Origin of the sequence: Haloactinopolyspora alba (assembly GCF_003014555.1) — a bacterium.
Lineage (GTDB): Bacteria > Actinomycetota > Actinomycetes > Jiangellales > Jiangellaceae > Haloactinopolyspora > Haloactinopolyspora alba.
This window is the reverse complement of record NZ_PYGE01000001.1, coordinates 211,960-225,892: the sequence shown is the minus strand read 5'-3', so window position 1 is coordinate 225,892 and position 13,933 is coordinate 211,960. Positions and strand designations below refer to the sequence as shown.

At 72.9% G+C, this 13,933-nt stretch carries 12 protein-coding genes; 7 read left to right on the top strand and 5 right to left on the bottom strand.

Annotated elements, in window-relative coordinates; all coding sequences use genetic code 11:
• Positions 1-2 precede the first annotated feature (2 nt).
• The 5 genes from CLV30_RS01025 to CLV30_RS01005 form a co-directional block, all read right to left on the bottom strand.
• The gene (locus tag CLV30_RS01025; RefSeq protein ID WP_106535322.1) at positions 3-1,166 is read right to left on the bottom strand and encodes an NAD(P)/FAD-dependent oxidoreductase; all 1,164 of its coding nucleotides are present in this window, start codon (positions 1,164-1,166) and stop codon (positions 3-5) included.
• Entirely contained in the window at positions 1,163-2,830 is a 1,668-nt protein-coding gene (locus CLV30_RS01020; RefSeq protein ID WP_106535321.1) for a urocanate hydratase, read from the bottom strand. The genes CLV30_RS01025 and CLV30_RS01020 overlap by 4 nt, the downstream gene beginning before the upstream one ends.
• 31 nt (positions 2,831-2,861) lie before the next feature.
• Complete coding sequence (hutH, locus tag CLV30_RS01015) at positions 2,862-4,415, bottom strand: histidine ammonia-lyase (protein WP_106535320.1); 1,554 nt, start codon at positions 4,413-4,415, stop codon at positions 2,862-2,864.
• A gap of 94 nt (positions 4,416-4,509) precedes the next feature.
• On the bottom strand, positions 4,510-4,707 hold the full coding sequence (locus CLV30_RS01010; protein ID WP_106535319.1) for a hypothetical protein: 198 nt from the start codon (positions 4,705-4,707) through the stop codon (positions 4,510-4,512).
• 208 nt (positions 4,708-4,915) lie between these two features.
• A complete protein-coding gene (locus CLV30_RS01005) occupies positions 4,916-5,953 on the bottom strand; it encodes a hypothetical protein (RefSeq protein ID WP_106535318.1) in 1,038 nt (345 codons plus the stop codon).
• A 154-nt stretch (positions 5,954-6,107) separates the two neighbouring features.
• On the opposite strand from CLV30_RS01005, the gene CLV30_RS01000 reads away from it, so the two are divergent.
• The 7 genes from CLV30_RS01000 to CLV30_RS00970 all read left to right on the top strand — a co-directional run bounded on the left by CLV30_RS01000 (position 6,108) and on the right by CLV30_RS00970 (position 13,926).
• Complete coding sequence (locus CLV30_RS01000) at positions 6,108-6,917, top strand: IclR family transcriptional regulator (RefSeq protein ID WP_106535317.1); 810 nt, start codon at positions 6,108-6,110, stop codon at positions 6,915-6,917.
• A gap of 109 nt (positions 6,918-7,026) precedes the next feature.
• Entirely contained in the window at positions 7,027-7,854 is an 828-nt protein-coding gene (locus tag CLV30_RS00995; RefSeq protein ID WP_106535316.1) for a universal stress protein, read from the top strand.
• A gap of 85 nt (positions 7,855-7,939) precedes the next feature.
• Positions 7,940-9,634 carry a sensor histidine kinase gene (locus tag CLV30_RS00990; protein WP_106535315.1) on the top strand — a complete coding sequence of 565 codons (1,695 nt, stop codon included), beginning with the start codon at positions 7,940-7,942 and terminating at the stop codon, positions 9,632-9,634.
• A 234-nt stretch (positions 9,635-9,868) separates the two neighbouring features.
• Positions 9,869-10,639 (top strand): SDR family NAD(P)-dependent oxidoreductase, encoded by a 771-nt coding sequence (locus tag CLV30_RS00985; RefSeq protein ID WP_106535602.1) that lies wholly within the window; start codon positions 9,869-9,871, stop codon positions 10,637-10,639.
• Positions 10,639-12,003: a lyase family protein gene (locus CLV30_RS00980; RefSeq protein ID WP_106535314.1), complete on the top strand. Its 1,365-nt coding sequence runs from the start codon at positions 10,639-10,641 to the stop codon at positions 12,001-12,003. Before CLV30_RS00985 ends, CLV30_RS00980 begins: the two co-directional genes overlap by 1 nt.
• On the top strand, positions 12,000-12,953 hold the full coding sequence (locus CLV30_RS00975; RefSeq protein WP_106535313.1) for a thiamine pyrophosphate-dependent dehydrogenase E1 component subunit alpha: 954 nt from the start codon (positions 12,000-12,002) through the stop codon (positions 12,951-12,953). The genes CLV30_RS00980 and CLV30_RS00975 overlap by 4 nt, the downstream gene beginning before the upstream one ends.
• Positions 12,946-13,926, top strand: coding sequence for an alpha-ketoacid dehydrogenase subunit beta (locus CLV30_RS00970; protein ID WP_106535312.1), 981 nt, complete (start codon positions 12,946-12,948; stop codon positions 13,924-13,926). The genes CLV30_RS00975 and CLV30_RS00970 overlap by 8 nt, the downstream gene beginning before the upstream one ends.
• Positions 13,927-13,933 lie beyond the last annotated feature (7 nt).

Genomic DNA, 13,933 nt, shown 5'->3' with positions numbered 1-13,933 from the left:
GCTCACCGCTGCACCTCGTCCGGGCCGGTCGCCTCGATGCGGCGGCCGGGGGCGAACGCGGGCGGGATCTCGGCCGGGCGGTCGAGCACGGCGTCGGCCACGAGCTTGCCGGAGTACGGCGCGAGCGTCAGGCCCTGCGGCCCGAAGCCGGTGGCCAGCCACAACCCGTCGACACCGTCGGCGCGGCCCACGAACGGCTCGCCGTCCCGGCTGGCCGGGCGGATACCGACCCGGACCTCGAGCCACTCGGCCCGGTCGAGTCCCGGGACGACCGCGCGGCCCTGATCGAGCACCCGGGTGATGCCGCCTGCCGTGGCGCGGCCGTCGAAACCGCTGTCGTCCTCGCGGGTGGCGCCGAGTGCCAGCCGGTCGTCGTCGAACGGCACCAGGTAGTGCCCGCGCAGCGTGTTGAGGATCGGCAGTTCGCCGGACAGCGGAGTGCGGACGTGCACGATCTGGCCGCGCTGGGGGTAGACGGCCAGATGCAGGCCCGCCGGCGCCGCGGCGGCCTGCGACCACGCGCCCGCGGCCAGCACCACGTGGTCGGCCTCGACGAGCCCGGCCGGCGTTCGTACGCCGCGCGCCGCGGGCGGCCCGGCCGAGCCCGGGGTGGTCACCAGTTCGGCGCTCGCCTGGATGACCTCCGCTCCGTGCCGCCGCGCCATCGACATCAACCGGTCCCGGACGGCCCGTCCGTCGAGGCGGGCGACCTCCGGCAACCACAACCCGCCGTGCGCGGAGGTCAACGCGGGGAAGCGGCGCAGCACCGCGGCGCCGTCGAGCAGCTCCGGAGTGCCCACGCCCTCCGCGCCGTGGGCACGGACCAGGGCGTCGGCGCGCTCGGCCACCTCCGACAGCCGCGGCGTCTCGGCGTCGTCCAGGGCGACGATCAGCTCGCCGGGCACGGCGTAGGAGTGGTCGTCGTACCCGGACGCACGGAAGCGATCCACCAGCGCCCTGTGGTGCTCGGCCGCGGCGACGACGAACCGGCTCTTCTCGTCGGTGCTCGGGCGGGTGCTCACCGGCGCGATGATCCCCGCGCCCGCAGCGGTGGCCCGGCCGGACCGGGCGTCGTCGACGACGATGACGTCGACGCCGGACGTCGCGAGGTGGTAGGCGACACTGGCGCCGGCGATACCGGCGCCGACGACCACGACCCGGCTCATGGCTGCTCCGGGCCGAGCATCGGCACCCGGACGCCACGCTCGCTCGCCACCCGGCCGGCGTGCTCGTAGCCGGCGTCGACGTGTCGCATCACCCCGGTCGCCGGGTCGTTGGTCAGCACCCGCTCGAGCTTCGCCGCTGCCAGTGCCGTACCGTCCGCGACGGTCACCTGCCCGGCGTGGATCGAGCGGCCCATGCCGACGCCGCCGCCGTGGTGGATCGACACCCAGGACGCGCCGGAAGCGGTGGTGGCCAGGGCGTTCAGCAGCGGCCAGTCGGCGATGGCGTCCGACCCGTCGGCCATGCCCTCGGTCTCGCGGTACGGCGAGGCCACCGACCCGGCGTCCAGATGGTCGCGGCCGATCACGATGGGCGCCGAGATGCGGCCCTCGGCCACCAGCTCGTTGAACCGCAGCCCGGCGCGGTGCCGCTCGCCGTAACCGAGCCAGCAGATCCGCGCCGGCAGCCCCTGGAACGACACCCGGTCCTGGGCGGCCCGGATCCACGTCCGCAGGTGCTCGTCGTCGAACAGCTCCAGCACCGCCTCGTCGGTGACGGCGATGTCCCGCGGGTCGCCGGACAGCGCTGCCCACCGGAACGGGCCCTTGCCCTCGCAGAACAGCGGCCGGATGTAGGCGGGCACGAACCCGGGGAAGTCAAAGGCCCGCGGGTACCCGCCCTGTCGTGCTTCGTCACGCAGCGAGTTGCCGTAGTCGAACACCTCCGCGCCCGCGTCCAGATACCCCACCATCGCCTCGACGTGCCGCGCCATCGACGCCTGGGCACGCTCGGTGAACTCGGCCGGTTTCCGCGCGGCGTAGTCGTGCCAGTCGGCGACGTCGACCCCCTCCGGCAGGTAGGACAGCGGGTCGTGCGCCGACGTCTGGTCGGTGACGACGTCGGCCTCGACGCCGCGGCGCAGCAGCTCGGGGAGGACGCTCGCGCAGTTGCCCACCAGCCCCACGGACAGCGCCTGGCGCTCGTGCTTGGCCGTCTCGACCCGGCGTAGCGCGTCCTCGAGGTCGCCGGCCACCACGTCGAGGTAACGCTGCTGCGTACGACGGTGCAGCCGGTCGGCATCGACGTCGACGACCAGGCACACGCCGCCGTTCAACGTCACCGCCAGCGGCTGCGCGCCGCCCATGCCCCCGCAGCCGCCGGTGACGGTGAGGGTGCCGGCCAGTGTCCCGCCGAAGCGGTGTGCGGCGACGGCGGCCAGCGTCTCGTACGTGCCCTGCAGGATGCCCTGCGTGCCGATGTAGATCCACGAACCCGCGGTCATCTGCCCGTACATCGTCAGGCCGAGCTGCTCGAGGCGGCGGAACTCCGTCCAGTTCGCCCAGTCGCCCACCAGGTTGGAGTTCGCGATCAGCACCCGCGGGGCCCACTCGTGCGTGGTCAGCACACCGACCGGCTTGCCCGACTGGACCAGCAGCGTCTCGTCGTCGGCGAGCGTGGTGAGCGTGCGGACGATGGCATCGAAACTGGCCCAGTCGCGTGCGGCTCGCCCGGTGCCGCCGTAGACGACCAGGTCGTCGGGGCGTTCGGCGACCTCCGGGTCGAGGTTGTTCATCAGCATCCGCAGCGGCGCCTCGGTCTGCCAGCTGCGGGCGGTGATCCCGGGGCCGCGTGGTGCGCGGACCGGGCGGGCTTCGGGGTGCGACATGGCGGGCTCCTCGCGGGGTGGCGGGCCGGGTCTAGGCAAGGTCCCCGACGGCGGTGGCGGCTGCGGTCGCCAGCGTCCCGGCGCGGATCTGCCGGGCGACGGCGTCGATCTCGGGGGAGAGATAGCGGTCCGGGCCCGGACCGCCGACCTCGGCGCGGACGGCGTCACGGACCGCGCCCGTCCCCGGCGCCGTCGTCAGCGGGGTGCGCAGATCGAGGGCGCGCGCCGCGGTGAGGATCTCCACGGCCAGCACCCGGGTGAGCCCGTCGACGGCGCGCCGGAGCTTCCGGGCACCGGACCAGCCCATCGACACGTGGTCCTCCTGCATCGCCGACGACGGTAACGAGTCCGCGGACGACGGCACGGCCAGTCGCTTGAGTTCGGAGACGATGCCGGCGGAGGTGTACTGGGCGATCATGTGGCCGGAGTCGACGCCCGGGTCGTCGGCCAGGAAGGCGGGCAGCCCCTGGCTGCGGGCGACGTCGAGCATCCGGTCGGTGCGCCGTTCGGCGATGCCGGCGACGTCGGCGACGGCGATCGCGAGGAAGTCGAGGACGTACCCGACGGGCGCGCCGTGGAAGTTGCCGTTGGACTCCACCCGGCCGTCCGGGGTGATGACGGGGTTGTCGATGGTGGCCGCGAGCTCACGCTCGGCGACGGTGCGCGCGTGCCCGGCGGTGTCGCGGGCGGCGCCGTGCACCTGCGGTGAGCACCGCAGCGAGTAGGCGTCCTGGACCCGGGTGCAGTCGGGGGTGCGGTGGCTCGCCATGATCGCGGAGTCGGCCAGCAGCGCACGCAGGTTGGCCGCGGACTCCGCCTGTCCCGGGTGCGGGCGCATCCGTACCAGATCGTCGGCGAACACCGCGTCGGTGGCCAGCAGCGCCTCGACGCTCATGGCCGCGGCGATGTCGGCGGTGGTGAGCAGCGCGTCCAGGTCGTGCAGAGCGAGAATCAACTGCCCGAGCATGCCGTCGGTGCCGTTGATCAGCGCCAGCCCTTCTTTCTCGGCCGGTACGACCGGCTCGAGGCCGGCCGCCGTGAGCGCCTGCGCCGCCGGGATCCGCCGGCCGTCGGCGTCGTCGACCTCGCCCTCGCCGATGAGCGCCAGGGCGCAGTGCGCCAGCGGCGCGAGGTCGCCGGAGCAGCCGAGGGAACCGTACTCGTGCACCACCGGGGTGATGCCGTGGTTGAGCAGATCGGCGTAACCCTGTGCGGTCGGGGCCCGTACGCCGGTGCCGCCGGTGGCCATGGTGGACAGCCGCAGCAGCATCAGCGCCCGTACGACCTCACGTTCCACCTCGGGGCCCGAGCCCGCGGCGTGCGAGCGGATCAGGCTCGCCTGCAGCGTGGCACGGCGCGAGGCGGGGATGTGCCGCGTCGCCAGGGCGCCGAACCCGGTGGACACGCCGTAATGCGGAGCGTCGTCGACCGCGAGGGTGTCGACGACCGCGCGCCCGCGTGTGATGGCGTCCTTGGCCTGCTCGGTGAGAGCGACGGGTGCGCCGGCGCGCGCGACCGCGACCACGTCGGTGGCCGCGACGGGTCCCCGGTCGAGCCGGACGGTGTCGGTGTGCGTGGTGGGCATACCCACATTGCACCGCTGCCGGCGGGGTCGGTGGTACTCGTTCGCCCGTGATTGTGTCTGGGATGCCAGACACAATCACGGGCGACGCCGTGGATCAGCGGTTGCCGCGCCGACCCTTGAACCGGGGCTGAGCCAGTACCTGGCTCTGCCTGACCTGATCGTTCTTCCGCGGCGACGCGGTGGTGCCGGACGGCGCCGACTTGCCCGCTCGGCGGGCGCGCCGTTCGGCGCGGTTGGCCGGGGCCGCGGAAGCGTCGGCCGTGCGGGCGTCGGTGTGCTGCTGCGAAGACATGAGGCCTCCTGAGGTGCTCGTGAGCACGGGCCAGACCGTGAACGTCTGCCTGTAGAGCCACGGCGGGAAAGCCGATGCTCGAGGGACAGTGCGGATGGCGGGCGTCCCACCGACGCGTCACGTTGCGTGGCGGGAGCTCAGGAGAGAAGGCGCATGTCGCTGACGCTACCGCACTCTCGTGATCTCGCCAACGGGTTTTCGCCGGGGCTCAGCAGTCTCCCCGCCAGGCGGTCATGTCGCACATGCCCGGGCCCTGCCGCCAGGTGAGACCGCCACGGGCGTTCGCCCCGAACGGCCTGACGACCTCCACGTCACCGGCGGCGCCCGAGTCGAGGGTCAGCCAGTACCGCAGCTCCGTCGTCCTGACGCCGTCCAGCCGGATCACGTAGAAGGGGGCCGCGACCGGAGAGCGTCCGCCGCCGGGAGCGGCCCACCAGTCCGACCCCTGCGCGGCGGCCGGATCGACGAACATGCAGTCGTGTGCCGCCCCGCGGTACCAGCACCGCCGCGGTTCCGCGCCGCCGTAGCGGCCGACACTGTCGTCGGTGACGACGCCGTCGAGAGCGCGCTGGTAGGTGTTCTCGCACGCGCCTTCGCGGCAGGCCACCCAGTCGGTCCAGGCGTGAGCGCGGGCGGCCGCGCGGCCGGCGCCGTCCGCACGCCGTGCGCAGTACTTGTCGACGATGAACGGCGCCATCCGCTCGGCGGCGTACTTGGTGTCCATGGCCTCGGCAGCGGTGAAGTCGGTTCCCAGACCCGCCGAGTCGAGCTGCCACATCCCGATGCCGGGGTGGAACCACAGGCCCGGAGCGCGGTTCTGCGGGTCGCCGAGGCTCGGCTGGGTGTCGTAGCGCGACAGGGTCATCGGTGACGGAGGCGCTCCGGACGGCGACACCTCGGGCCACGTCATCGCGATGACCATGGCGGTGGCCTCGTTCGCCGTGATCGAGCAGGTGGCGGAGCCGGCGGCACGGGTGGCGGCGTCGGTGACGTAGTCGAGCGGTTCGGCGCCGAAACGTAGCTGCTGGCTTCGCGGGACCCACGCGTTACTCAGCTTCAGCTCGTCGACGTCGGTGCCGTCCCGCTCGCCCGGTGCGGCCCCGGTGGGTGCCGTCGCGGGTTCCGGTGTGCCGGGTGCGGGCTCGGCGGGTGCGGGATCGGCATGGGCGGACGTGATCGCCGTGGCGAGCAGGGTGGGCGCGCAGACGGTGACGAGCAACCGGCGAAGCGGTGCCGAGAGGGCCATGGTCGGTACTCCCGTGGGTTGCGGATCATGCCCCGGATCTGTCGGGGCGGCGTCGTAGGGGATGTGCGGCCAGGTTTTGCCAACTATGCCGGAATCCGAACCGCGACGCTGGGTGAATCGTCAAAACCACCTCGGGCTCCGAGACACTGGTCCCATGGGGAACAGCAGCCGGGTGCCGGCGTTGCGGCACGGTCTGCACATCGTGCGGCACCTCGCCGGCCTGGGCGGCCCCGCGCCGGCGTCCGCGATCGCCGAGGCCCTCGGCCTGCCCAGGTCGACGGTGTATCACCTGCTCAGCGAACTCGAGCGGGAGGGGTTCGTGGTGCACCTGCCCGAGGAGCGGCGTTACGGGCTGGGGATCGCGGCTTACGAGCTGGGCACCGCGTACACCCGCCAGGCGCCGCTGGCCCGGCTCGCCCGGCCGCTGCTGGGCCGGCTCGTCGACGATGTCCGGCACAGCGCACACCTGGCCGTCCTGCACGGGCGTGAGGTGCTGTATCTGCTCGAGGAGCGCGCGCCGGGCCGCGCGTCGCTGGTCACCGACGTCGGGGTGCGGCTGCCGGCGCACCTGACCGCGAGCGGGCGGGCCGTGCTCGCGCGACTACCGGCCGCGCAGGTCCGGGCGCTGTTCCCGGACGCCACCGCCTTCACCCACCGGCACGGGACCGGACCACGCGGACTGAGTGAGCTGCGGCAGGTGCTGAGCGACGTGCGGCGGCGCGGGCACGCGGTGGAGGACGGCGAAGTGACCCCCGGCTTCGCCTCGGTCGCGGCAGCCGCGGCCGACCACACCGGGTACCCGGTCGCGGCCGTCGCCGTCACGTTCGCGCGCGAGGCCGTCGCCGCGGACGGATGGGCGGCGATCGGCGACCGCGTCAACGAGACCACCGCCGAGCTGAGCCGTCGCCTCGGCGGGCCGGGGACGGCGGCATCACCCCCGTCGTCGCCCCCGGCGGCATCGTGACCGCCGGCTCCGCGCGGCTGTCAGCGCACCGAGCTACGCACCGGGATCGTCGCGTTGCCGCCGACCGGTAGGTGGGTACGGGCCGTCCAGGACGTGGCGAGGGGGCGGTATGGCCGGAGAAGTGTTCGTCGGAGTCGACGGGTCGAGCGAAGCGGGACACGCGCTGGCGTGGGCGGCGCGCGAGGCGGACGCCCGCGGGGCGCGGTTGCACGTGGTGGTGGTCGCCGTGGGCGGCGACCAGACGCAGTCGTGGAGCGACGACATCCTGGATCGCGCGCAGCTGACCATCAACGCGGTGGCGCCGGACGTCGAGGTGACCGTGGAACGCATGGACGGGCCGGCGGCCAGGGTGCTCGCGGAGGCCGCCGCGTCGTCGTCGATGCTTGTGGTGGGGCGCCGGGGGATCGGCGGCTTCGCGGGCCTGCTGCTCGGTTCGGTCGCGCACGGCGTTGCGCAACTCGCCGAGTGCCCGGTGGTCGCGGTGCCCGCGCCGGAGGTTCCGGTCGCCGACAGCGTCGTCGTCGGCGTCGACGGTTCCGAGGGGAACGAGGCCGCGATCGGTTTCGCCTTCGCGCTCGCCGACCTGCACGGTGCGCGGCTGCGAGCGGTGCACACGTGGACGCAGCCGGTGCCGTTCGGGCCCGCCGACGCGTTGCCGCTCGTGTACGACGTCGAGGCCGTCCAGGCCGACGAGTCGCGGGTGCTGGCGGAGTCGCTGGCCGGCTGGCAGGACGAGCACCCGGACGTGCAGGTCGAATCCCGGACGGTCCGCGGGCATCCGGTCCGCACGCTCGACGCGCAGGCGTCCGACGCGCTGGCCGTGGTGGTCGGCCGCCGCGCGACGAGGAACCGCGTCATCGGCCTGCTCGGGTCCGTCAGCCACGGCCTGCTGCACCACGCGCGGTGCCCGGTCGCGGTCGTCCCGCCTCCGGCGTGAGCAGCGACGAGACGGTCACGCGGACCCCTGGACAGGCCACTGTGGCGCTGCCACTGTGTGCAGTGAGGGCATCGGGCGGAGACGCATGGAGAACACCGGGGTGGAGCAGCTCTTTCCGCGGATGCAGCTGGACGAGCTACTCGAAGAGCTGCAGACCAGGCTGCAGGCCGTACTGACCGCCAGGGACGGTGTGCATGCCCTGCTGGAGGCCGTGGTCGCCATCGGGCGCGACCTCGAACTCGACACCGTGCTGCGGCGCATCGTCGAGGCCGCGACGTCGCTGGCCGACTGCCGCTACGGCGCGGTCGGCGTCATCGGATCGGACGGCGAGCTCGCGCAGTTCCTCCCGGTCGGGCTGTCCGACGACGAGATCGCGCGCATCGCGCAGTGGCCGCACGGGCGAGGCATCCTCGGGCTGCTCATCAAGGAGCCGCGGGTGCTGCGCCTGGACGACATCTCGGCGTCGCCGGAGTCGTACGGGTTCCCGGCCGGGCATCCGCCGATGCGCGGGTTCCTGGGTGTGCCGATCCGCATCCGCGACGAGGTCTTCGGCAACCTGTACCTGACCGAGAAGAACGGCGACCGCGAGTTCGACGAGCAGGACGAGCTGATCGTGACGGCGCTGGCGACGGCCGCGGGCATCGCCATCGAGAACGCCCGGTTGTACGAGGACACCCGGCGGCGGGAGAAGTGGCTGGACGCGTCAGGGCAGATCACCCGCGAGCTGCTGTCCGGGCTCGGGACGCGGGACGCGCTGCAGCTGATCGCCGCGCGCGGGCGTGAGATGGCCGGTGCCGCGGTGACGCTGGTGGCGGTGCCCGACGACGACGGCGCCACCATGTCGGTCGCCGCCGCGGACGGCGCCGACGACATGGTCGGCACCACCATCGACGTGGAGGGAACGCTCACCGGGTCCGTCTACGTCAGCGGCGAGTCCGTCGCGGTGAACCGGATGACCGGCGAGCTCGGCACCGCCCCGCTGATCGAGCGGTTGCCCGCCGGGCCGGTGCTGGTCATGCCGCTGGGAGCGCCCGAGCGGGTCCGCGGGGCGGTCCTGATCGGCAAGGGACCGGGCGGGACGCCGTTCTCCGGAACGACCGCCCGAATGCTGCAGCAGTTCACCGACCAGGCCGGGTTGGTCCTCGAGCTGGCCGACAGCCGCCGTCAGGCCGAGCAGTTCGGCCTGATCGACGACCGCGCGCGCATCGCCCGTGACCTGCACGACGTCGTCATCCAGCGGCTGTTCGCCTCGGCGATGGAACTGTCGGGCGTGGTACGCATGGTCAACCAGCCCGACGTGGCCCGGAGGGTGGAACGCACCGTCGACGACCTCGACACGACCATCCGCCAGATCCGGTCCACGGTGTTCGCGTTGCAGACCAGCCACGGCGACGGCGAGGGCGAGGGGTTCCGGCGGCGGATCCTCAAGATCAGCTACAGCGCGGGTGAACAGCTCGGGTTCGCGCCGAGCCTGCGGCTCGAGGGGGCGCTCGACACCGACGTCTCCGACGAGCTGGCCGAGGACGTCCTCGCGGTGGTGCAGGAGACTCTGGCCAACGTCGTCCGGCACGCTCGCGCCACGCGCGTGGACGTCGTCGTGGGTATCGAACGCGGCGGGGTCCGCGTCGTGGTGGCCGACGACGGCGCCGGCATCGGCGGCGCGGAACGCAGCAGCGGCCTGGCGAACCTGGCCGAGCGCGCGCACCGGCGCAGCGGCACCTTCGAGGTGCGGCCCGGCGACGGGGGCGGCACCGTCGTCGAGTGGCACGCCCCGCTCTAGCGGCGGCTGTTCTCGAGGGCCACCTCTCCACGGAGGGGACCCAGTCGGACCGGGCCGATCGGGCCGTAGGAGTCGACCGTCTCACCGGCGACGGCGTTGCCCGGCATCCGGAACGATCACCAGCGACGACGGACCGGTGACGGCGAATGCGGCAACGGGCACGCCGTCCTCTTGTTGGACCGATCGCCGGCTGGTAGCGTCCAGTCAATCGTTTGACTTGAAGGGTGTGTGAGCGTGTCAGTCGACCTCGAAGGGCGGCGTGTCCTCGTCACCGGCGGAGCGGGTGGCCTGGGCTCGGCGTGCGTGCGGGCCCTGCTCGGCGCGGGAGCGCGGGTGGCGTTCTGTGACGTCCCGGACGGACGAGTTCGGGACGCGGCGGACGCGTTCGGACCGGCAGCCGTCGGACTCGAGTCCGATCTCACCGCTGCGGGTGAGCCGGCGCGCGTCGTCGAGGAGTCGAACCGCGTCCTCGGCGGCGTCGACGCACTCGTCAACTGCGCGGGCATCATGGAGACGGTGCCGCTGCGCGACGTCCACGAGGACGCCTGGCGCCGGGTCCTGGACGTCAACCTCACCGCGACATTCCTGGTCACGCAGGCGGCAGCGAACGCAATGCGGGACGACGGTGGCGCGGTCGTCACGCTGGCCTCGGTCGCCGCGCGCTCCGGTCGCCCGCACGCGGTCCACTACGCCGCGAGCAAGGCCGCGCTGCTCTCGATGACGAAGTCGGTGGCACTGGCCTACGGGCCGACCGTCCGCGCGAACGCGGTCTGCCCGGGTGTCGTGCGCACGCCGATGTGGGACGGGATCATCGCCGATCGTGCGCGCGAGTTCGGGGAAGGCGCCGGTGAGGCCTATCTGCGCGACGTCACGAGTTCCGCGCCGCTCGGCCGGGCGGGCGTGCCGGAGGAGGTCGCGTCGGTCGTGCTCTTCCTGGTCAGTGACCTCGCGGCGTACGTCACCGGACAGGCGATCAACGTCGACGGTGGACTGGAGATGGACTGATGACGGTATCCGGTGCCACCCCCGGTCCTTTCCGCCTGCTCACGGCGTTGTACGCGGACGAGCCGATGGCGCGGATCTTCGGCGAGGACGCGACAGTGGACGGCTGGCTGCGCGCGGAGCTGGCGTTGTGCCGGGCCGAGGCGGCAGTGGGAATCGTCGATGCCGAGGACGTCCAGGAACTCGAGAAGGTGATCGCCGACAGGGACCTCGACCGGGCATCGCTGTGGGCCGAGTCGCGCAACGTCGGTTACCCGGTGCTGCCGCTGGTCCGCCAGCTCACCCACCCGGCCGAGGGGCGGCGTCCACCACGGGTGCACTGGGGCGCGACGACGCAGGACGTCATGGACACCGGGCTCGTTCTCCAACTGGTCGCGGCCGGTGAGCGCCTCGACGACCTGCTGCGTGCCTTCGGCGACGCCGTGGCAGCGCTCGTGGACCGGCACCGGGACGCGGTGATGGCCGCGCGCACTCACGCGCAGCAGGCCGTGCCCACCACGTTCGCGGTCAAAATGGCCGTCTACCTCGGTCAGATCACCCGAGACCGGGTGCGGCTGCGCGCGGCCCGCACCGCGGTGGCGACCCTGTCGCTGTACGGCGCCGGCGGCACGTCGGCCGCGATGGGCGCGGCGTCACCCGACATCCGGCGGGCGATGGCCGAGGATCTCGGGCTGGCGGTGGATGACGTGCCGTGGCACGTGGCACGGGACCGCCTGGTCGAGTTCGGCACGGCCGGCGCGACCGCCGCAGGTACCGCGGGCCGGCTCGGGCGGGAGATCGTCGACCTGTCCCGTACCGAGATCGGTGAGGTGCGCGAGGTCGACGGGCACCACCGGGGTGCCTCGTCGACGATGCCGCAGAAGCGCAACCCGATCTCCTCGGAGGCCATGATCGGATTCAGCGTGCACGCGGCGACGCTGCTGCCCGGGCTGTACCGAGGTTTGGAGGCCGGGCACGAGCGCGCGGCGGGCGAGTGGCAGGCCGAATGGATGGTCCTGCCCGACCTGGTGTGCAGCGCCGCGAGCGCGCTCGCCCTGGCCGCGGACGCCGCCCGCGGGCTGCAGGTGGACGACGGGGCGATGCTCGCGAACATGACGGCCGAGGGCGGTCTCGTCATGGCGGAGGCCTACATGATGCGGCTGGCGCCCCACGTCGGACGCGAACGTGCACACGACATCGTCTACGCCGCCGCCGCTCAGGCGCGGGCGGAGAACGTCACGTTGGACGACGTCATCGACAGGTCCGGTGGAACCGCCGACGCCGGGCCCGGCCGCCTCGATCCACGCGAGTACGTCGGCGAGGCGGAATCGATCTGCGACCGCGCCCTCGAGGCGTGGCACGACGAGTGCGAAGCGAGGACGGAATGACCGAAACGGACAGGATGCTGCGTGATCTGCGTGACATCTGGCGGATCCGGCTCCTCGAGGAGAAGGTCCGCGACCTGAGGGCATCCGGCGAGATCGTCGGATCCGTGCACCTGTGCATCGGCCAGGAGGCCGGGCCGGTCGGCGCGTGTGACGCGTTGCGCCCGACGGACGCGCTGTTCGTCACGTATCGCGGGCACGGATGGGCCGTCGCGCGCGGCGTGCCCGTGGTCGGCATCCTGGCCGAGCTCCTGGGTCGGGCCTCTGGGGTGAACGGCGGCCGGGGCGGTTCGGCGTACTTCAGCGCCCCCGAGTACGGGTTCCACGGCGAGAACTCGATCGTGGGAGCCGGAGCCCCGCTCGCGGTGGGGGCCGCGTTGGCGGGGCGGTACGACGGGACGGACCGAGCCGCCGTGTGCGTGTTCGGCGATGGAGCGATGAACCAGGGCGCGGTGCACGAGTCCATGAACTTCGCGGCCGCCTTCGACCTGCCTGTCGTCTTCGTGTGTGAGAACAACGGGTACTCGGAGCTGACGCCGATCCGCGACATGGTGCGTCACGACGTGCTCGCCGAGCGCGCCCGGGTGTACGGCCTCCTCGGTGAACGGATCGACGGCGACGACCCGGCCGTCGTCCGTGAACGGGTCGCCGATGCCGTGGAGAGTGCGCGCGAAGGTGGCGGGCCGGTCCTGCTCGAGCTCATGACGGCGCGGCTGGTGGGTCACTACATCGGCGACGCCGAACAGTACCGCGCCCCCGGTGAGCTGGAACGCCTCGCCGAGGTGGAACCGGCGGCCCGTCTCGGGCGTGCCCTGCGCGAAGCGGGCGTGCCGGATGCCGACATCGACGCGGCGCGGGCCGATGCCGCCGCCGAGATCGACGCCGCCGAGGCGGAGGCCCTGGCGGCGACCCCGGCCGACGTCGAGACGGTGAGGAGCCACGTCCATGCCTGAGACCCGTACGATCTCCTTCGGCGAAGCGGTCAACGCGGCGCTGCGGCGGTCACTGGAGGAACGCCCCGAGGTCCTGCTCTACGGCGAGGACGTCGGCGTTCCCGGCGGCGTGTTCGGCGTCACCAAGGGGCTGCACAAGCAGTTCGGTGACCGGGTCTTCGACACGCCGATCAGCGAGTCGGCGATTCTCGGGTCGGCGATCGGCGCCGCGATGTTCGGCCGGCGCCCGGTCGTCGAGATCATGTGGTCCGACTTCTTCCTGGTCGCCCTCGATCAGGTCGTGAACCAGGCCGCGAACGTGCGCTACGTCTCGGAGGGCCGTCTCACCGCCCCGCTGACCATCCGCACGCAGCAGGGTGCCGTGCCCGGGTCGTGCGCTCAGCACTCGCAGAGCCTGGAAGCGTTCTTCCTGCACACGCCCGGCATCCGGGTATGCATGCCCTCGACGGCCCAGGACGCGTACGACCTGCTGCTCGCGGCCGTCGACTGCGACGATCCGGTGGTGGTGATCGAGAACCGGGCGCTCTACCACGCGGGGAAGACGGAGGTGGAGGTCGGTGGCCCGGTCGCGCCGATCGGCGGCGCACGTCCCCGGCGTACCGGCGACGCCGCCACGGTCGTCTCGTGGGGAACGCTGTCGTCGCAGGCCGTGGTGGCCGCCGACTCGCTCGCGAGCGAAGGTCACGAGGTCGAGGTACTGGAGACCCCATGGCTCGACCCGTTCCCCTGGGACGACGTCACGGCGTCCGTGGCCCGTACCGGTCGTCTGGTCGTCGCTCACGAGGCGAATCACACCGGCGGCTTCGGCGCCGAGATCCTGGCCCGGGTCGCCGAATCGGGGATCACGTTGCGGGCGATACCGCAGCGCGTCGCCGTTCCGGACATGCGGCTACCGGCCGCACCGGAGCTCGCGCGGGCTGTGCTTCCCGATGCGGCCGGCATCGCCGACGCGATCCGGCGGGTCGTCTCCTGATGTTCGT